Source organism: Streptomyces sp. NPDC020898 (genome assembly GCF_044333925.1).
In the GTDB taxonomy this organism is placed as follows: Bacteria; Actinomycetota; Actinomycetes; order Streptomycetales; family Streptomycetaceae; genus Streptomyces.
The window spans coordinates 237,704-256,299 of record NZ_JBIRRV010000015.1; the positions used below are offsets into that span (position 1 = coordinate 237,704).

Below are 18,596 nucleotides of genomic sequence, written 5' to 3' on the forward strand. Positions count from 1 at the left end.
CCCTCCGATTCCGAAAGTGAGGCCCCTCATGAGTAGCGCCCCTACCCCCGTCTGGCGCGGAGTTCTCGTCGCCACCGCGCTGCCGCTGAACGACGATCTGAGCGTCAACTACGCCGCCTACGCGGAGCATTGCCGCTGGGTTGTCGAGAACGGGTGTGACGGCGTCGTACCGAACGGCTCGCTCGGTGAGTACCAGGTGCTCAGCGTCGAGGAGCGGACGAAGGTCGTCGAGACCGCCGTCGCCGCGATCGGCGGGGACCGGGTCATGCCGGGCGTCGCCGCCTACGGCTCCACCGAGTCCGCCCGCTGGGCCGCGCAGGCCAAGGACGCCGGCTGCGCCGCCGTCATGCTGCTGCCGCCCAACGCCTACCGGGCCGACGAGCGTTCGGTGCTCGCGCACTACGCCGCCGTCGCCGAGGTCGGCATCGACATCGTGGCGTACAACAACCCGATCGACACCAAGGTCGACCTCACGCCCGAACTGCTCGCCAAGTTGCACGCGGCCGGACACATCAAGGGCGTGAAGGAGTTCTCCGGCGACACCCGGCGCATCTACCAGATCCAGGAACTCGCCCCGGAACTCGATGTGTTGATCGGCGCCGACGACGTGCTCCTTGAGCTGGCCATGGCCGGAGCCGTGGGCTGGGTCGCCGGCTACCCGAACGCCCTGCCCAGGTCGACGGTCGAGCTGTACCGCGCCGCCGTGGCGGGCGACCTGTCCACCGCCCTGCCCCTCTACCGGCAGCTGCACGCGCTGCACCGCTGGGACTCCAAGGTCGAGTTCGTGCAGGCGATCAAGTTGTCGATGGACATCGTCGGCAGGCACGGCGGTCCTGTCCGGCCGCCGCGCATGCCGCTGCTGCCGGAGCAGGAGAAGGCGGTCCGCGAGGCCACCGAGAAGGCCGTCGCCCTCGGCCTCGCCTGAGCGGCAGCCCGCCGACCCGGGCTCACCTGAACTCACCTGAGAGGATCGCCCCATGCGCAGCAAGCTCGTCCTGCACGCCGTCGACTCGCACACCGAGGGCATGCCGACCCGGGTCGTCACCGGCGGCATCGGCACGATTCCCGGCGACACGATGAACGAACGCCGGCTGTGGTTCCGCGAACACCGGGACGACGTACGGAACTTCCTCATGAACGAGCCGCGCGGGCACCCCGCCATGAGCGGGGCGATCCTCCAGCCGCCGACCCGGCCCGACTGCGACTACGGCGTCGTCTACATCGAGGTCTCCGGATATCTGCCGATGTGTGGCCACGGGACGATCGGCGTCGCGACCGTCCTCGTCGAGACCGGCATGGTCCCGGTCGTGGAGCCGGTCACCACCATCCGGCTGGACACCCCGGCCGGGCCGGTCGTCGCCGAGGTGGCGGTGGAGAACGGCGCGGCCAAGGCGGTCACTATCCGCAACGTCCCTTCGTTCGCCGTGGAGTTGGGCCGCAAGGCGACCCTCGCCGACGGCCGCACGGTGACGTACGACCTGGCCTTCGGCGGCAACTTCTACGCCATCCTGCCCCTCGACGAGTTCGGGCTGCCCTTCGAGCGCGAACGGGGGGACGACATCCTCGGCGCCGGACTCGCCCTGATGGACGCGATCAACGCCGACAGTCCACCCGTACACCCGGAGAACCCGACCATCAATGGCGTCCACCACGTCTATCTGGCCGCCCCCGGCTCGACCGCGACGCACTCCCGGCACGCGATGGCCGTCCACCCCGGCTGGTTCGACCGTTCGCCCTGCGGCACCGGCACCTCAGCGCGCATGGCCCAGTTGCACGCGCGCGGTGAACTCCCGCTGCACCAGGACTTCTTGAACGAGTCCTTCATCGGTACGTCGTTCACCGGGCGGCTCGTCGAGGCCACCGAGGTCGCCGGACGCCCCGCCGTGGTGCCCACGATCACCGGCCGCGCCTGGATCACGGGCACCGCCCAGTACCTGCTGGACCCGGACGACCCGTTCCCGGCCGGCTTCGTACTCTGACACCGCCAGGAACCAGCAAGTCAAGAACCAGCGGGTTCCGAGATCCACCCAGGAGACACCCATGGCCGTTCAGCGCACCGGCCCCGTCCTGCCCAGCCTCGGCGGGCCGCGGCCCAGTTACCGGGAGAGCGTCGCCGACGCGCTGCGGGCCGCACTCGTCGCCGGTGAACTGCGGCCCGGCGAGGTCTACTCGGCGCCCTCGCTCGCCGCCCGTTTCGGCGTCTCGGCCACCCCGGTGCGCGAGGCCATGCTCGACCTGGTGAAGGAGGGCATGGTCGATCCCGTACCCAACAAGGGGTTCCGGGTCACCACGGTCTCCGAGCGGCAGCTCGACGAGTACACCCACATCCGGTCGCTGATCGAGATCCCGACCACCGTCGGCCTCGCCGCGACCGCCGACCCGGCCGCACTGGAGGCGCTGCGCACGCACGCGGAGGAGAGCGTCGCCGCGGCGGAGAGTGGCGATCTCATCGCCCATGTCGAGGCCGACCGCCGCTTCCACCTCGGTCTGCTCGCCCTGGCCGGCAACCAGCATCTGGTCGAGGTCGTCGGCGACCTGCGTAAACGTTCCCGTCTGTACGGGCTCACCGCACTGGCGGAGCGCGGCCTGCTGAAGTCGACCGCCGAGGAGCACCTGGAGATCCTGGACGCCCTCCTCGCCCGGGACGCGGAGCGCGTACGGACCGTGATGACCAGACATCTGGGCCATGTCCGGGGCGACTGGGCCCACTGAACCCCCGCCCCACATGGCGACGTCGACCTGGTGGCGACCGGGGCCGCCTCCTGGTTGCCCAGCAGGAGCTGACCTGACGTTTCCGGGGGCGCTCAGGCCGTACCGCCCGTGACACGCAGCCGCTCCGGCACCGCCCACCACTGGTCCGGCCGGTCCACCACCTCGGCCCCAGCCCCGGTCTCGATGAACCGGGCCAGCCGGAGAAGGTACGCCGCGATGCCCGCCGCGCCCTGCATCCACGCGGTGCCCGGGGGCAGCAGCGGGTGCTCCTGGCGGTATTCGACGAAGCGCCAGCGGGCGCCCGCCTCGTCCCTGACCGCCCGCTCCACCAACGCGTCACCCATCCCACGGGCCGCCCGCACCAGGGTCTCCGCCGCATCCGCCGTATCCGTGTCCCGGCTGTCCTGCGCCGCGTCGAGGAGTACGTCACCCACGCCCGCGGTTCCGCAGCAGCGGCCGTCGTTGTCCCAGAAGCCGGGGCGCAGACGTTGCGGGACCCCCGAGGTGAGGATCGAGGTCAGGCAGCGCTGCCGCAGCTCGCCGACGCCCAGCTCCGACACCTCCGGCACGCCCGCGTGGGCCAGCGCCGCGAACAGGTGCGAGGTGCCCGCCGGACCGTGGCACCACGTGTAGGTCACCGGTTCCACCTCCCGTTTCGACGGCGGGACCGTGTGCGGCACGACGAAGCCGCCGTCGTCCAACCGGCCTACGGACAAGACGTGTTGGGCTCCCCGGACGGCTGCCTCGACAAAGTCCTCCCTGCCGAGCGCCGCCCCCGCCACCGCCAGCGCCGAGGCCACTCCGGCGGTGCCGTGGGAGTAGTTCGGCGCCCGCCACTCCGTCGTTGCGCCGATGCCCCAGTCCAGGCCCGCCTCCGTACGGTCCGCGACCCGCAGCAGGGCCTCGCAGCCCGTTGTCGCGATCGGCTCCGCGAACTCACCGCCCGCCCAGACCGCGGTGAGTACCACGCCCGCGGTGCCCATGATGATGTCGTTGAGGGGTGCGTCGGAGCCCTTCTCGAAATCGACGGTGGTCCGCCAGCCCCCGGGGGTCGCCAGCCCGGCCAGCCGCCGCAGCGCGACGGACTCCGTGCCCGGTGCGAGCAGCCTCAGCGCCACGGCGTCGCCCGCCAGCCCGTTGTACAGTGAGGGTTCCGTGCGGTCCTTCGCCTCCGAAGACAGCCTGGTCACGATCCCGGACGCCAACGACCGTTCCCGCTCGGTGAGTTCGCGGTACCGCGTGATCTCCGCCAGTATGGGGGCCAGGCCCGCGATCCCCGAGTACAGACCGTCGCGGTCCTTCGGGGGTGCGGTGTCCCGGCCGTCCTCGGAGGCGCTCTCCGGCACCGTCTCCGGCAGCCACGGGCCCTCGTCCTCACGGACCTGTGCCAGCACCCACGACCAGGCGGCCTCGCCCAGCTCCCGGTACCCGTCATCCGCGCCGCTCACCACCACCCGGCGACGCTACAACGCTCCTGCCACACCATCACGGTCATGGGAAGGGAAAATCTGTTCCCATCCCGGGCGGGGCGGCGACGTCGGCACGGTGGAAAGGACGCATGCCGGAGCACGAGACCGTGCGGTGATGACGGCGTCGAGGCTGCTGGTGGCGGTCTCCGCCCGTTCCCTCGCGGAGGTCGAGGAGCGCGTGACGCTCCCGCAGTTCCGGATGCTGGTCGTCCTGGCCACCCGTGGGGCCACGAAACCGGTCACCCGGATCCAGCGGCCGAAAGGCGACGCGCCGGCAGTCCCGGTGCCCGCGCGGTCCACGAATCCGGAGCGCTCCAGACGCCTCGTAGTCGAGCTTGACCATGGCCCCTCCGGCCGGCCGGGTCGATGACGGGATCGGGACACCACTTGCCTGGACGCAACCCGGGCTGTGGTGCCCGTATACCATCCGGTACCTCGGTGAGGATCTCCGCTTCCGGCGACACCGCAGCGGTCGCAGGGGCCGGACCGGAGATCAGATCGGTTGGCCGGGCCATGGCGCTCGCCGACGCAAAGGTGGCCGCCCCTGCGCCGGGCAGTCGTGAGGAATGGATGTCCCGCACGTAGCTTCCGGGCACTCAGCGAACGCATAGGGAAAGCCACCGGCCTGTTTTCGGTACGGGGCCAATCCGCCCGGGGCGGCGACGGCAACTGTGCCCAGACGACTGGTCCATGGCGGAGCGGTTCCCCAGGGATCCCGTCGTGCACGCAATGCGGGCTGCCGCTTGATCGAGGCCGGTTCGTCTCCGCTTCAGGGAATCCGGATCACTGTGCGTCCCGGTCATCGTCCCGTCGGTGGTACGCCGTCGCCGCTGACATGGACGTCACGCCTTGCTCCATGACTCCCCGGCCTCGCTGCTCATTCTGTCGCAGCCGAGCAGTGTGCGATTGCGCTCCGGGGATTGACGGGTCCAGGAAACTGTTCGGCCGGGAATTCCCGCTATTCAGCCCGTCTCGACCTCTTGCTTCCTTTTCGCATTCTGGAGAGGGAATCTGCTCCGGTGAACGCGGAATTACCGGAGAAACTCTCCCGGTAGATGGTGAAGGAAACCGAGAGAGGGGTTCCAGCGGGTTCTGTGGTCGGGATGAGGCCGCCGGAATCTGGCTCAAGTGGGGGGTGGGCGGGGTCGGGATCGGCCTCGGCGGCCCGACACTGCTCCCCGGCCTGCTCTTCTTCGCCGAGCCTGGCCGAGCGCGGCGCCTCATGGTCCGCGCGATCGTCCTGCCGTCCGGATTTCCGGAAGTTATTCCGGATGTAAAGAAGCTGACATGTGCACGAGTCTGCCCCGGTGGGAACGTGAGGGAGATCACTTTGCTCTGCCTGGTTGTGGCGTTTGACTTCTGACCTGGGTGTAAACCATCTGTTTCCTTGGTTCGGTGCCCGATCTGTCCGGTGAGTCTGGTGTCTGGCTCTGCCTCTGATAAACGGCGTTGACGGAACAGGTGGGGCGGTATTTAAATTCCGTACAGGCTCGGTGACGAGTTCCTGTGTTGAATCATGCCTGGGGGAGCGAGTGAGCGTGACGACCCGAATACCAACCGATCCTGTCAAGAGGCCGTCCCGGCATTCGGTCGGCGGACCACCCGGAGCGGCGAGCCCGCCGGAACGCTCCGGGCAAGTGGCCGCGCTGCGGGATCTGTTCGACGACTGCCGTCGAGGCGACAGCCGGGTTGTCATCGTCAAAGGGCCTGTCGGCTGCGGCAAGACGGAGCTTCTGAACGTCTTTTCCAGCTATGTCACCGTTTCAGGTGGCAGCTTCCTGCAAGCGGCCACCTCCCGCGCTGAACAGGCGGTCCCGTTCGGTGTCCTGGCCCATCTCTTCCACAACGCCCCGATCGAGGCCGGCCTCCGGGCTCGTATCGCCCGCTTGGTGGAGGAGGGGCAGTCCGTCCCCATGCCCCATCTGCTGGCCGACTCCCCGGCCGAGCACGTGGCGCCGCAGATCTTCCACCGGATGTGTATGACGCTGATGGATGTCGTGGAGCGGTCGGTGGGACCGCTGGTGCTCGCCATAGACGATGTTCAGTACGCCGATCTGCCCTCCCTGCGTTGCCTGTCGTTCGTGGTCCGTCGTATGCGCTCCGCGCAGTTGATGGTCCTTCTCAACGAGTCTCCGCATGTCCGTTGGCATGCCGCGCTGTCCGAGGCGGAGCTGCCGTCCGAGCCTCTGGCCGGCGTGCTGCGGCTGCCGCTCTTCTCGCCGCAGGGCGTCGAGGACGTGCTGGCCGAGCAGCTCGGCAGGGTCCAGGGCCGTGAACTCGCGGCCGAGGCGTACGCCGTCAGCGGCGGCAACCCCCTGCTGCTGCGAGGGTTCATCGAGGACAACCACAGGATCGTCGGACCCCGCGTCCCGCGCCTCGGAGCGGCCACCGGATTCGGCCGGTCCCTGATCAGCTGCCTCTATCGCTACGAACCCGAGGTACTCCAGGTGGCGTCGGCTCTCGCCGTCCTCAACGAGGCGCTCCCCATCCCCTTACTGGCCCAACTGGCCGAAACCGACACCGAGACCACCACCCAGGTGCTGGAGATCCTGCGGGAGAGCGGAATTGTCTCCGACGGCCTGCTCCGCCATCCGCAGGCGCAGGCCGCCGTGCTGGGTGCGCTCACCGCCGAGGAGCGGTCGGAGCTGCAGTTGCGGGCCGCGAACGTGCAGCTGAAGGGCGGATTCTCGGCGATCGAGGTGGCCGGTCAGATCGTGGCCGCGGACCGGATCGAGTCCGACTGTGCCGTTCCCGTTCTGCACGAGGCGGCCGAACAGGCCCTGGCCCAGGGCGAGGTGGAGTTCGCGACGGACTGCCTCCGGCTCTCGCTGCGACACGACACCGATGCCCGGCGTACGGCCACCACCACCGCGATGCTGGTACGAGCCCTCTGGCGCACCGAGCCGTACGTCGCGTACCGCCGTGTCCCCGCGCTGGTCGCGCAGGCCAAGGCCCGATTACTTCCGGTGGAGCAGGTGTCGGTTCCGGTCGACGCGCTCCTGTGGTTCGGGCGTCCTGCCGAAGCCGCCGTCCTGATCGAGGACTGGGGTGACGGAGCGCCGACGAGCCAGGGCCAGGGCGCGCTCCACCTTGAGGCCATGCGCAGCTGGCTGAACGTCCTCTACCCCGACTGGGCGGTCGGGCCCCTCACCCCTTCGGGCGGCGACAGCGCAGGGAACGGGGGAGCCGGCAGGAGCGTACTCCCGCCGGAGCCGGAGATCCGTTCCAGGCGCCGGGCCGCCATGAGACTCGGCGACCTGTTGTCCGAGGGGCCCGGTCCCAGCGCCGTGAAGGAGGCAGTGCACGCCCTGCGGCGCCACCCCCTCGACGAGGGAACGGTCCAGGAACTGTTGGTGTCGCTGCAGGTACTGATCCACGCGGAACAGTTCCAGGAAGCCCGGCAGCGGACCGCCGAACTGCTGGATCAGGCACGACAGCAGTCCGCCGTGGTGTGGGAGGCGTTGCTGACCGCCGTCGGTGCGCAGATCACGTTGCGCGAGGGAGAACCGCAGGCCGCCGTACGGGAGATTCGACGGGCGCTGGAACTGCTGCCGGCCCGGAACTGGGGCGTACTGCTGGGGCTGCCGCTGGGCATCGCGCTCCATGCGAGCGCGCTGACCGGCGGTAACGAGGCCTGGATCGACGAGGCCATGAAGGCGGCGCCGCGCTCCCTCTTCGAAACCCCCTTCGGCCTGGGTCTGCTGCGGGCCCGGGGGCGGCGGTATCTGAGCGGCCATCCGGCCGCGGCCCTCGACGACTTTCTCGCCGTCGGTGAACTCGCCGACCGCTGGGGAATGGGCCACCCGACGGTGTTTCCGTGGCGTTCGGACGCGGCCCAGGCGTACCTGCATCTCGGTGACCAGCAGAAGGCGGCGGCCCTGGCGGCGGAGCAACTGCGCAGGTGCGGTTCCGACTTTCCGCGGGTCCAAGCCGAGACGCTCCGGGTGCTGGCCGCATGCAGTCCGGCCGGTGAGCGTCTCAAACTGCTGGCCAGGGCGGCCGCGCTGCTGCAGCAGTGCGGAGCTCCGCTGGAACTCGCGCTGGTCCTGCACGATCTGGGCTGGGCCCTGCAGGAGCAGGGCCAGTACAGCAAAGGACGGCTGATGCTGCGCCGGGGGAGGCTGATGGCGGAAGAGCGCGGAGCGCGTCTGCCCGCGTCGGTTCTCGGGGTTTCCCGCACGGACGAGGCGCGTTCCGTCCCTTCGTCGGCCGACCGGTCCGACCAGCCCGAGCGGGGGGTCGAGGCGCTCAGCGACGCCGAGACGAGAGTGGTTCAACTCGCGGTCAGCGGGCACAGCAACCGGCAGATCGCCAGCCGGCTCTTCGTCACCGTCAGCACGGTGGAGCAGCATCTGACCCGCGTCTACCGCAAGCTCAACATCAAGAGACGCACCGACCTGGCTGTGGCGATCCAGCACGTCGGCCGGGCGGAGTCGGCCCGCACCGCCTGCTGACCGACGGCGAAGCCGGCCGAGACGCACGGCCGCCGCCGCGGCCTCTGCCGTTCGGTCCGGTGTCCGGGGCGTCCGCCCTGGACACCGGACCGCCGGACCGGCCGGCCACGTCGCCGGTGCCGGCGTTCACAGCACGGCGGAGATCGCGGCGGCGAGCGCGGGCCAGTTCCCGTCCGGATAGAAGTGGCCGCCGTCGAACACCCGGGTGTCGGCCTCCTTCGTGGTGTGCAGGCCCCAGGCGGCTGCCTCCTCCACGGGGGTGACGGGATCGGACGAGCCGGCGAACACGGAGACGGGGCAGGTGACGCGGGCTCCGGGCGGGCAGGCGTATGTCTCCACTGCCCGGTAGTCGGCCCGCACGACGGGCAGAACGAGTTCGCGCAGCTCCGGGTCGTCCAGGACGGCCGGGTCGGTGCCCCCGAGCCGTTTGATCTCCTGGATCAGGCCGCGGTCGTCGAGCAGGTGCACGGACTCGTTCCTGGCCACTGACGGTGCGCGCCGGGCGGAGGCGAAGAGCCGGACGGGACCGGTGGGCGTCAGCTGTTCGAACCGGCGTGTCACCTCGAAGGCGAGCACGGCGCCCAGACTGTGCCCGAAGAAGGCGAACGGCGGTTCCACCCGGTGGCGGAGCGAGGCGAAGGCGGCGTCCGCCAGTTCGGCCATGCTCTCCGGGAGGTGTTCCCGGCGCCGGTCCTGCCGTCCGGGGTACTGGATCGCGAGGGTCTCGAACCGTGGAGCGAGTGCCTGGGCCAGTGGTCGGAAGTAGCCGGCCGATCCTCCTGCGTGCGGAAAGCAGACGAGCCGAACAACGGCTTCCGCCCTCCTGTCGGCGTCAACGTAGCGCCGTATCCACGGATCTTCGGCAGTGGTCGGCAGAGGCATGGGATCACCAGTTGTCGTGGCGGGCCGGGCGGGAGAAAGCGGGAGAAAGGGGAGCGGTCCATGGCCGGTGACGGGGGGTGCACCGGTCATGGACCGCTCTGTTGGGTCGGGAGGCTCAGCCGTTGCTGGGCATCCCGACCTCGCCGGCCCGCTCGCGCGGGATCTCGGCGGTCTCCGGTGCCGGGGCGGTCCCCGGCTTCTTCAGGGTGAAGGCGAGCAGTCCGCCGATGACCGAGGCGGCCCCGCCGATCCACATGGCGGTACGCAGCCCGTCCGCGACATCCGCGACCGGAGCGGGGTCGCCGCTCAGGCCGGCGGTGGCCACGGCGACCAGTAGCGCCAGACCGGCGGCGCCACCGATCTGCTGGGAGGTGGTCGCCAGGGCGGAAGCGGCACCGGCCTCCTGCGGGGCCACGCCCGAGGCGGCGCAGACGAACATCGCCGGGAAGGTGACACCGCCGCCGATTCCCCAGACGATCAGGCCCGGTACCAGCGTCCAGAAGGAGGCTCCGGTGGACATCGACAGGGCCAGGATCACCATGCCGACGCCGTTGATGGCCATGCCGGTGAAGAGGGTGGCCCGCGGACCGAACTTCCCGAGCAGCAGCCCGGCCAGCTTCAGTGAGGCGGCCATCGAGATGATGGCCAGCGGCACGAAGGCGAGACCGGCTTCCAGCGCGTCGTACGCGAGCACGCCCTGCAGGTAGTTGGTGAAGATGTAGTACGAACCGCCGAGGGCGCTCTGGAAGACCAGGATGATCAGGATCGCGGTCACGAGGCTGCGGTTGCGGAACAGCCGCATGGGAACCAGCGGGCTCGCGGACTTGTTCTCGACCAGGGCGAAGATCGCGAGGAGCACGACACCGGCGACGATGGCGCCCGCACCGCGGATCGAGCCCCAGCCGACCTCGGGTCCGCTGACCAGGCCGAGGACGAGCAGTGAGGAACCGAGGGTGGCGAGGATCGCGCCCACGGCGTCGAAGCCGCCCTGGCTGCTGGAGCGGGACTCGTCGGGGGCGAGGGTGCCCGGCGCGACGACGGCCGCGATCAGCGCCAGCGGAACGAGGACGAACAGGACCCACTCCCAGCCCAGGGCGTCGGTGAGCACACCGCCGAGCAGAGCGCCGGCCGCCAGACCACCGCTGCCGCACGCGCCCCAGACGGCGAGCGCGCGGTTGCGCTCGGGTCCCTCCTCGAAGCGGGTGTTGATCAGGGTGAGTGTGGCGGGGGTGAGCAGTGCGGCACCGAGGCCTTGGACGGCACGGGCGGCGATGAGCACCCCAGGGCTCTCGGCGAAACCGCCGACCAGGCAGGCGAGGCCGAAGATGACCAGGCCGAGAATGAAGATGCGGCGCCCGCCCAGCCGGTCGACCATGCGGCCGCCGAAGAGCAGCAGCCCGCCGAAGGCCACCGCGTAGGCGCTGACGACCCACTGGAGCGACTGGGCGCTGAAACCGAGTGCGCTGCCGATCTCCGGAAGCGCGACGAACACGATGTTGTAGTCGACGGCGACGATGAACTGGGCGAACGCCAGCAGCGCGAGCATCAGCCCGGTCCGCCGCTGGGTTCCGGGGACGGTATCAACCACGACTTGGCTTCCTTCACATAGGGACACGGTGTGTTCGCGGGGCGTGAGCGACTGAACCCCGCGTTATTTCCGAACGGAGCGTTGTTGCTGAACGACTCAATGTTAGTACACGCCGTTCAGTTTCCGCACGGCATACTTTTGCTCAACGCTGTTAGGCTGTCAACATGGGAGATGCGACGCAGAGCCGGCGGGCCCGCCTGAGGGCGGAAACGACGTCCGAGATCAAGACGATTGCGCTCAAGCACATGGCGGCCGGAGGGCCTGCCGCCATCTCGCTGCGGGCCATCGCCCGTGAGATGGGCATGACGGCGGGCGCCATCTACAGCTACTTCACCAACCGGGACGACCTGATCACGGCGCTCACCGCCGACGTCTACGACTCGTTGGCGAACGCGTTCGAGGCCGCGCACAGCGCGGCGCCGCAGGACAGTCCGGCCGGTCAGGTGCTCGCCCACGCCCACACCTACCGGGCGTGGGCCGTCGCCCATCCCGAGGAGTTCCGGCTCATCTACGGCGATCCGGTGCCCGGCTACCAGGCTCCCGCGGGCGGCGTCGCGCAGGAGGCGGAACGCCGGCTGTGCGCCGTCCTGCTCGCTCTGGTGGCGGGAGTGTGGGAGCACGCCGCACCGACCCAGCAACACTGCGAGGAGCAGTGGAGCGACTTCCAGCCCAGCCTCGTGGCCCTGGCCCAGGAGTCCTTCCCGGACCTGCCGCCCGCAGCCGTGGCGCTCTGCCTGCGGCTGTGGAGCCGGATGCACGGGCTGCTCACCCTGGAGATCTACGGCCACCTGCGCCACCAGGTGACCGACCCGGGGAAGCTCTACGAGACGGACATGCACGACTTCAACCGGACACTCGGGCTCACCGAGGCCGCCACCGGAACCCGGCACAGCTGACAAACCTGCCGGTGCCCCATCGGACACCGGCAGGTTCCTTCACGACGTGCTCACCGATGTCGGCGGCTCAGGCGAAGAAGCCGTACACCTGCCGCAGCCGCCCGCCCTCGACGAGGACGGTGTCGTAGCCGGTGGCGACCGCCTCCTGGGAGCCGACCGGGCCGAGCCGCCAGGTGAAAAGCGCCAGACCGTGATGGCTTCCGATCACCTCACCCAGGCTGAAGGCCAGGCCCTCGAACTTCTTGCGCTCCTCGTTGATGTACGCGGTGATGGCCTCCGGGCCCTCGGCCGTGACCTGGGGATCGACGTACAGGCCGTCCCCGGTGAAGAGTGTCCCGGCCGCGGACAGCCGCTCCGCGTCGTCGGGCTCGTTCCACAGCGCGATGTACCGCCGGCTGAGCTCCAGCACCTCCTCGCTCACTTCGACTCCCCGAGGGTCACAGGCAGTTCGGCGAGGCTGCGAATGGCCAGGGCCCCGTTGGTACGCGGTGTCTCGGTCACCAGCGCGACGTCGTAGCGCGTCAGCGCGTTCAGGGCGACCTGGGTGACCAGACGCGCGATCGGCGCCGCGACACAGAAGTGGATGCCGTGGCCGAAGACGAGGTTGCGACTGGGGGCGCGGGTCAGATCCAGCGTGTTGGCATTCTCGTAGAAGTTCTCGTCCCGGTTGGCCGCACCGAGCATCAGGAACACCTCGTCGCCCGGCGCCACCGGCACACCGCTGATGTCGGCGGACTCCAGCACCGTACGGCTGGCCAACTGGACCGCGGAGTCGTACCGCATCAGCTCCTCCACGGCGTTCGCGACCTTCTCCGGGTGGGCGCGGAACCACGCGAGCTGCTCGCGGTGGCGCAGCAGCGCCAGCGCGCTCAGGCCCATCATGGCCTGCGGGGCGCTGAACCCCGCGAGGAAGATGTTGGCCGCGGTCGTCAGCAACTCCGTCTCGGTGAGCCGCTCGCCGTTCTGCTCCACCGCGACCAGTTCGCTCATCAGGTCGTCCTCGGGCTTGGCCCGCCGCTGCTCGATCAGTTCGACCGAGATGTCGACGAAGCCCTCCCGCGCCGCCATACGCGTCCTCAGCTCCGCCTCGTTCAGCGTGTACTCCGGGTCGAGGCCCCGGCCGGCGTCATTGGCGAACTCGATGCAGCGCTCCAGGTACTTCTCCGGCACACCGACCAGCACGTTGAGTACATACGCACTGAGCGGACGGAAGTAGTGCGCCGCCAGATCGATCTGTCCGTCGCCGTGCTCGGCGCGCAGCTTCGTCAGCAGCCCGGCGGCGAACACCTCGGCCTGCGGACGCACCCGCTCCACCGTCCGCGGCGTGAACACCTTGTTCACCAGGGACCGGATGCGGGTGTGGTCCGGCGGGTCCATGAACATGAACGCGCGGCGCAGCCCCTCGTCCGTGGGGATCATGGTGTCCTGGACGCCCGCGCCGTCCCCCCGTCCGAAGCGCGAGTCGCGCATCACGTCCGAGATCTGCTGGTAGCCGAGAACGGCGACACCCGCGGCGGTGCGTATGACCTGGCCCTGTTCCGCACGGAGCTTCTCGTACACCTTGTACGGATCGGCGTGGTAGGCCGGGTCGAACGGATCGTACGGAAGAACCTCCGGCGGCGCGTCGGGCGAGGGAAGGACACTGGCTTCGGTCATGTCGGATATCCCGTCTGTGCTTCGAGGATGCGGATGGGCAGAGAGGTGTGGCCCGGACGGTCAGTCCGTCGCGGGGACGAACTCGACCGGCATGTCGAGGATCACGGTGTGCTTGTTGTTCGGCGCGTACGTCACCGGAGCCGTCGTCCTGATCTCCGCGACCCGGTCCAGCAGCGCTTCCAGGACGAGCCGGATCTCCAGCCTTCCGACCTCGTCACCCATGCAGAAATGGGTGCCGGTGCCGAAGGACAGATGCGGATTGGGGCTGCGCCGGATGTCGAACACGTCGGGCTCGGCGAAGACCTCCTCGTCCCGGTTCGCCGAGGGCCACCAGAAGGTGACCTTGTCGCCCGCCCTGATCAGCGACCCCCGCAGCTCCACGTCACGGGTCGCGGTACGGCGGTTGTAGGGGTTCGGGGGGTTCCAGCGCAGCGCCTCCTCCAGCGCGTTCGGCAGCAGCGACCGGTCCGCGCGCAGCGCCTTCCACTGCTCGGGACGGTCCGCGAAGGCCTGCACGGCGGCGGCGATCGTGTTGCGCGGCTGCTCGAAACCGGTGATCAGCAGCAGCGTGACGTTCGCCTCGCGTTCGTACCCGGACAACGGACCCTGGCCGCCGCCCGCGTCGATGTCGCCGTTGGCGAGGATCGCGCCGAGGTTCTCCCCGGGCCGGCCCCGCTGGGTCCGCAGCAACTCCTGGAAGTACGCCTGCATGGCGTGGAAGGTCGTCGTGGAGAACTCGTCGACCTTGCCTGTACGGCGGTTGACGAAGCCCAGAACGCCTCGGCCCCACTCGGTGAGCTGCTGCCAGTCCGTACGCGGCACACCCAGCATGAGGGCGATCGACCGCAGCGCGAACGGCTCCGACACCTCGCTCATGAAGTCGACCCGGCCCCGCGCGACGGCGCTGTCCACCAGGTCCGCCGCCACCCCGCGCAACTCGGTGGCCAGCCCTGCGGCGACCCGTCCGGTCACGGCAGGTGTCAGCAGCTTCTTGATCAGTTCGTGCCGCGGGTTGTCCATCATGGCGAACAGCACGCCGGCGTGCACTCCGAACGGCAGGTCCTCCAGATGGGAGCCACCGCCCTTCCGGTCGCCGCCGCCCTGTGCGGAGAACGCCGTGTCGGCGCCGGCCGCCACGATGTCCGCGTGCCGGGTGAGGACCCAGAATCCGTCCCCGTCGGCGGTCAGGCCCGGCGGATGGAACAGGACGGGCGCCTCCCGGCGCAGCCGCCCGAACACGTCGTAGGGAACACCGGCCGCGAAGAGGGACTGGTCGGTCAGATCGAAACCGCCGAGCACCTCCGGCAGTTCACCGGCGGAACCCGCGGCGACAGGGGAACGGTCCGCGCTCATCAATACCTCACATTCATGAACCGGCACATCTCAGTACCCGGTGATTCGGTCGGAAGCGGCATCGCTCAGCAGCCGGGCGCTCACCGCCGCGTAATCGAGGTCCGGCGCGGAGGCCAACTCGTACAGGTGGGCCGCGACGCGCAGTTCCGCCGCAGCGCAGTGAATGTCGGCGTATTCCTGGCTCTCCGCTCCGGAAAAGCGGGAGTTCTTCCCGGTACCGGTGCCGGTACTGCTCGCCCGGGAGAGAACGGCGCACATGGTGAACAGTTCGGTGGCGATACGGCCGATCAGCAGTACCGTCCGCTGCCCCTCCCACAACCGCGGGGGATCGGGCTGTGCCCGGGTCAACGTGGCGCACAGTTCGGCGAGTTCGGCGAGCCGGCCGTCCACCAGCCGGAGGTGTTCCTGGTTCGCGGCCGACAGGCCACGGTCCTGGAGAGCCGCCGCACCGCCCGCCCCGGACGGGATCTGCCCGGGGCCGGCAGCACGCCCGGCGTAGTGGCGGTCGAGCAGCAGCCGGCCGGCCTGCTCGTCGAGACGGAAGTCGATGTTGCCGGCGATGCGGAGCCCGCGGGCATCACGGAAGGCCCGCTCCAGCGGCAGCGCGGGCGCGCCGCGCCGTTCCTTGCTGGACACCGTCTCGAACCCCTCGGCCGCCAGCAGCGACATGGTCCGGTCGACGACACGCCAACAGGTCGTGGTCAGTACGTTCTTCGCGACGAACCGCTCGAACAACTGGTCCCCGGCGCCAGGGCCGCTCAGGGCCCAGCGGGCCGCGCTGTCCATCGCGTACACCTCGGCGGCCGACGTGGCCACGATGCGCTGCACGGAGTCGTACGCGCCGAGCTCCTTGCCGTCGACGGTCCGCCGCCGTACGAAATCCAGTGACCAGGCAAGGCAGTTGCGGGCGATCGCCAGCGCCGGGGCGCCGGTGAAGAAAACCCTTCCGACCAGTGCCATGAGCCCCACCATCGGAGGCAGTCCCGCACCGGAGTCGTCGATCAGCGCGTGCGCGCCTGGCACCCGCACTCCGTCGAAAGCGAGCGCGGCGTTCGGCAGACCCCGGCTGCCCAGGTACTCCAGCCGGGAGACCACCCGGAAGCCGGGGCAGTCACGGGTGTCGACGAAGAACGCACCGACGTGGCGTCGGCCGTCCCGCACCACGGTCGCGGAGACGCCCAGGAGATCGGCGACCGGTCCGTGCCCGGTGAAGAGCTTCTCGCCGTGCAGCACCCACGCCGAACCGTCTTCCGAGAGGGTGGCGGTCATCAAGGGGAAGGTGTTGTTCTGCCCCGCTTCGTCGGTGTCGCCGAAGCCGGACACCGCGCCTTCGGCGATACGCCGCTGGACGACGTCCCGGAGCTCCCCGGGCGGCATCGCGGGAAGCATCGCTCCTGCCCCCACCCCGGCCTGGATCCCCAGCACCTGCCCGGCCGGCGCCGACCAGGCGGCCGCCCGTTCGACGACCCGGAACGCGTTGTACGCCGACAGGCCGAGGCCGCCGCTCCCCGGCTCCGAACGAAGCCGCAGAAAACCGCGTTCCTGGAGGTCCTCCAGAAAGTGTTCGGGAAGCCGACGGGTACGGTCCACTTCCTCGGGATCCAGTCGCTTCTCAAGGAATTCGCCGATTTCCTGAACGGCCGAATCGCCCAGCTGTCGATCTGTCGCGTCCTGCTCCGGGAAATTCCTGAGCGATTTCCACAGGACACGGCCCGAGTCGAAACTGTCCAGGAACTCTGGTACGGAATTCGGTGGAGAGCCCGTGTTTCCTGAACTCATGACAGCGGAGTTTCCTTCTGTCTCGGTCGTGCGTCACCGGTGCGGCCGGACCTCTGTATGAACGCTAGTGACGGACGGCCCCTATCGCATACCCCTGATGAGAAAGGCAGAGAACCCCTACCAATTACCGTCGTTCGCGGCCGACGCGATGTCGAGCGCCCGGCCCCACGGGACGGGCCCGGACGCATCGCCCGCCACGGCACCGCGCAGCGCCCGTGCGGCGGCCGGGTGCAGGCCGATGCCCACCACACCGAGGGCACGTTCCCCGTCCCCGTACAGGGCGAGGGCACGCGGCGGCACCTCGTCCCACGCACCGGCGTCACAGTGCAGGACCTCGACCCGGTCCGCGCCCGCAACCACTCCGTACGCTTGCAGCCGCCAGTTGTACTGGTCCGACCAGAAGTACGGAACCGGTGTGTACGCGAGGGCCGGCGTCCCGGGCGAGTCGAGCGCGAGGATCAGGTTGCGCGCCACGGCCATGCCCTGCTCGGAGGCGTTCATACGGTGCTCCACGCGCAGGGTGCGGTCGTGGTGAGGGTGCCACCAGCGGGCCACGTCTCCTGCCGCGAGGACGCCTGGAGCGGCCCGGCACTGTGCGTCGCACACCACTCCGTCCGCGACGTCCAGCCCGCTGTCGGCGAGCCAGTCCGTGACCGGCACCGACCCGATGGCCAGCACGACGGTGTCGGCCGCGATCCGCAGCCCTCCGTCCAGGCACACGCCGGTGACCCGGCCGTCGCAGGACGGGATCCCGGTCACGGTCCGGCCGGTGTGCACGGTGACACCGTGCGCCCGGTGCACCTGCGCGACGAGCCCGCCCAGCTCCGAGCCGATCACCGCGCCCAGGGTCTCCCGCTCCTCGGTGACCAGGGTGACCCGCAGCCCCAACGTGCGTCCCGCGGCGGCCACTTCGGTGCCCAGTACCCCGCCGCCCACCACGACGAGATCGCCCCCGGTCAGCAGGCTCTCGCGCAGCGCGACAGCATCGTCGAGGGTGCGCAGCACATGGACACCGTCGATGCCCTCGGTGCCCGGAAGGGCGCGCGGGCGCACTCCGGTCGCGACCACGACGGCGTCGCAGTCGAGGTGCTCGCCCGTCTCCAGGGTGAGCCGCCGCGTCGTGCCCGACACGTCGAGCCCGGTCGCCCGTACCCCGAGCCGCAGGTCCAGGGCGAGCTCCTTTTCCAGGTACCCGGCATCCCGGATCGCGGTGTCCTCCGGTGGTGTCGCCCCGGTCAGCACCCGCTTGGACAGCGGAGGACGCTCGTACGGCACACGAGGCTCGGCACCGACCAGGCTCAGGCGGCCTCGGTACCCGCCCCTGCGCAGGGCCTCCGCGACGGTGAGCCCCGCCGCGGACGCGCCGACCACGGCGATGGCCGCGTCTGTCATCCCTCCACCTGGATGGCCATGCCGGGGCAGACCGACGCCGCCTCCTGGACGGCCCCGTGGCGGTCGCTGCCGGGGCTGCTGAGCAGGACGACCACGGAACCGTCGTCGGCCTGGTCGAACACGTCAGGAGCGATGAGGACGCACTGACCGGCGGCGCAGCACCTGATGGGGTCCACGGAGACATGCATGAACGAACTCCTTGCCGTGACGGAATGAAACGCGAAATCGGGACGCGAGCAGAAGGGCAGGAAGAGGAGGCAGACAGGCCGGGACGGGCAGTTCAGTCCTTGATCTCGCAGATGGGGGCGCCGGAGGTGAGGGAGGCGCCGACTTCGGCTGCGAGGCCCTTGACGGTGCCGGCTTTGTGGGCGTTGAGGGGTTGTTCCATCTTCATCGCTTCGAGGACGACGATGAG

General features: G+C 69.9%; 15 protein-coding genes and 1 pseudogene. 6 read left to right on the forward strand and 10 right to left on the reverse strand.

All coding sequences use genetic code 11. The annotated features are described in order from the left end of the window. Positions 1 to 28 precede the first annotated feature (28 nt). The 3 genes from ACH4TV_RS36715 (at position 29) to ACH4TV_RS36725 (ending at position 2,712) form a co-directional block, all read left to right on the forward strand. On the forward strand, positions 29 to 925 hold the full coding sequence (locus ACH4TV_RS36715; protein ID WP_398405613.1) for a dihydrodipicolinate synthase family protein: 897 nt from the start codon (positions 29 to 31) through the stop codon (positions 923 to 925). A gap of 52 nt (positions 926 to 977) precedes the next feature. Further along, a complete protein-coding gene (locus tag ACH4TV_RS36720; RefSeq protein WP_398405614.1) occupies positions 978 to 1,979 on the forward strand; it encodes a proline racemase family protein in 1,002 nt (333 codons plus the stop codon). 61 nt (positions 1,980 to 2,040) lie between these two features. After that, the gene (locus ACH4TV_RS36725; RefSeq protein WP_398405615.1) at positions 2,041 to 2,712 is read left to right on the forward strand and encodes a GntR family transcriptional regulator; all 672 of its coding nucleotides are present in this window, start codon (positions 2,041 to 2,043) and stop codon (positions 2,710 to 2,712) included. Positions 2,713 to 2,804: 92 nt separating this feature from the next. Here ACH4TV_RS36725 and ACH4TV_RS36730 read toward each other — a convergent pair whose 3' ends face one another. Further along, complete coding sequence (locus ACH4TV_RS36730) at positions 2,805 to 4,166, reverse strand: lanthionine synthetase LanC family protein (RefSeq protein ID WP_398405616.1); 1,362 nt, start codon at positions 4,164 to 4,166, stop codon at positions 2,805 to 2,807. 130 nt (positions 4,167 to 4,296) lie between these two features. On the opposite strand from ACH4TV_RS36730, the pseudogene ACH4TV_RS36735 reads away from it, so the two are divergent. Both ACH4TV_RS36735 and ACH4TV_RS36740 read left to right on the forward strand, forming a co-directional pair. Further along, a pseudogene (locus ACH4TV_RS36735) lies at positions 4,297 to 4,422 on the forward strand (MarR family transcriptional regulator); the annotation flags it as partial. A 1,297-nt stretch (positions 4,423 to 5,719) separates the two neighbouring features. Next, positions 5,720 to 8,635, forward strand: a complete 2,916-nt coding sequence (locus ACH4TV_RS36740) for an AAA family ATPase (RefSeq protein WP_398405617.1) — start codon at positions 5,720 to 5,722, stop codon at positions 8,633 to 8,635. Positions 8,636 to 8,761: 126 nt separating this feature from the next. Here the strand turns inward: ACH4TV_RS36740 and ACH4TV_RS36745 are convergent, their stop codons facing one another. Then, complete coding sequence (locus ACH4TV_RS36745; RefSeq protein WP_398405618.1) at positions 8,762 to 9,517, reverse strand: thioesterase II family protein; 756 nt, start codon at positions 9,515 to 9,517, stop codon at positions 8,762 to 8,764. Positions 9,518 to 9,632: 115 nt separating this feature from the next. Then, positions 9,633 to 11,105, reverse strand: coding sequence for an MFS transporter (locus ACH4TV_RS36750; RefSeq protein WP_398405619.1), 1,473 nt, complete (start codon positions 11,103 to 11,105; stop codon positions 9,633 to 9,635). Positions 11,106 to 11,269: 164 nt separating this feature from the next. Here ACH4TV_RS36750 and ACH4TV_RS36755 point away from each other — a divergent pair, with 164 nt between their 5' ends. Beyond that, positions 11,270 to 12,001, forward strand: coding sequence for a TetR/AcrR family transcriptional regulator (locus ACH4TV_RS36755; protein ID WP_398405620.1), 732 nt, complete (start codon positions 11,270 to 11,272; stop codon positions 11,999 to 12,001). Positions 12,002 to 12,068: 67 nt separating this feature from the next. Here the strand turns inward: ACH4TV_RS36755 and ACH4TV_RS36760 are convergent, their stop codons facing one another. From ACH4TV_RS36760 to ACH4TV_RS36790, 7 genes are all read right to left on the reverse strand, one after another. Beyond that, a complete protein-coding gene (locus ACH4TV_RS36760; RefSeq protein ID WP_398405621.1) occupies positions 12,069 to 12,422 on the reverse strand; it encodes a nuclear transport factor 2 family protein in 354 nt (117 codons plus the stop codon). Continuing rightward, entirely contained in the window at positions 12,419 to 13,657 is a 1,239-nt protein-coding gene (locus ACH4TV_RS36765; protein WP_398405622.1) for a cytochrome P450, read from the reverse strand. The genes ACH4TV_RS36760 and ACH4TV_RS36765 overlap by 4 nt, the downstream gene beginning before the upstream one ends. Before the next feature lie 60 nt (positions 13,658 to 13,717). Continuing rightward, entirely contained in the window at positions 13,718 to 15,010 is a 1,293-nt protein-coding gene (locus tag ACH4TV_RS36770) for a cytochrome P450 (RefSeq protein ID WP_398405623.1), read from the reverse strand. Positions 15,011 to 15,040: 30 nt separating this feature from the next. Further along, on the reverse strand, positions 15,041 to 16,789 hold the full coding sequence (locus tag ACH4TV_RS36775) for an acyl-CoA dehydrogenase family protein (RefSeq protein WP_398405624.1): 1,749 nt from the start codon (positions 16,787 to 16,789) through the stop codon (positions 15,041 to 15,043). Positions 16,790 to 16,906: 117 nt separating this feature from the next. After that, positions 16,907 to 18,181, reverse strand: a complete 1,275-nt coding sequence (locus tag ACH4TV_RS36780; RefSeq protein ID WP_398405625.1) for an NAD(P)/FAD-dependent oxidoreductase — start codon at positions 18,179 to 18,181, stop codon at positions 16,907 to 16,909. After that, positions 18,178 to 18,369, reverse strand: coding sequence for a ferredoxin (locus ACH4TV_RS36785; RefSeq protein WP_398405626.1), 192 nt, complete (start codon positions 18,367 to 18,369; stop codon positions 18,178 to 18,180). The genes ACH4TV_RS36780 and ACH4TV_RS36785 overlap by 4 nt, the downstream gene beginning before the upstream one ends. A 92-nt stretch (positions 18,370 to 18,461) precedes the next feature. Then, a partial coding sequence (locus tag ACH4TV_RS36790; RefSeq protein ID WP_398402372.1) for an acetyl-CoA carboxylase biotin carboxyl carrier protein subunit occupies positions 18,462 to 18,596 on the reverse strand: 135 nt, incomplete at its 5' end.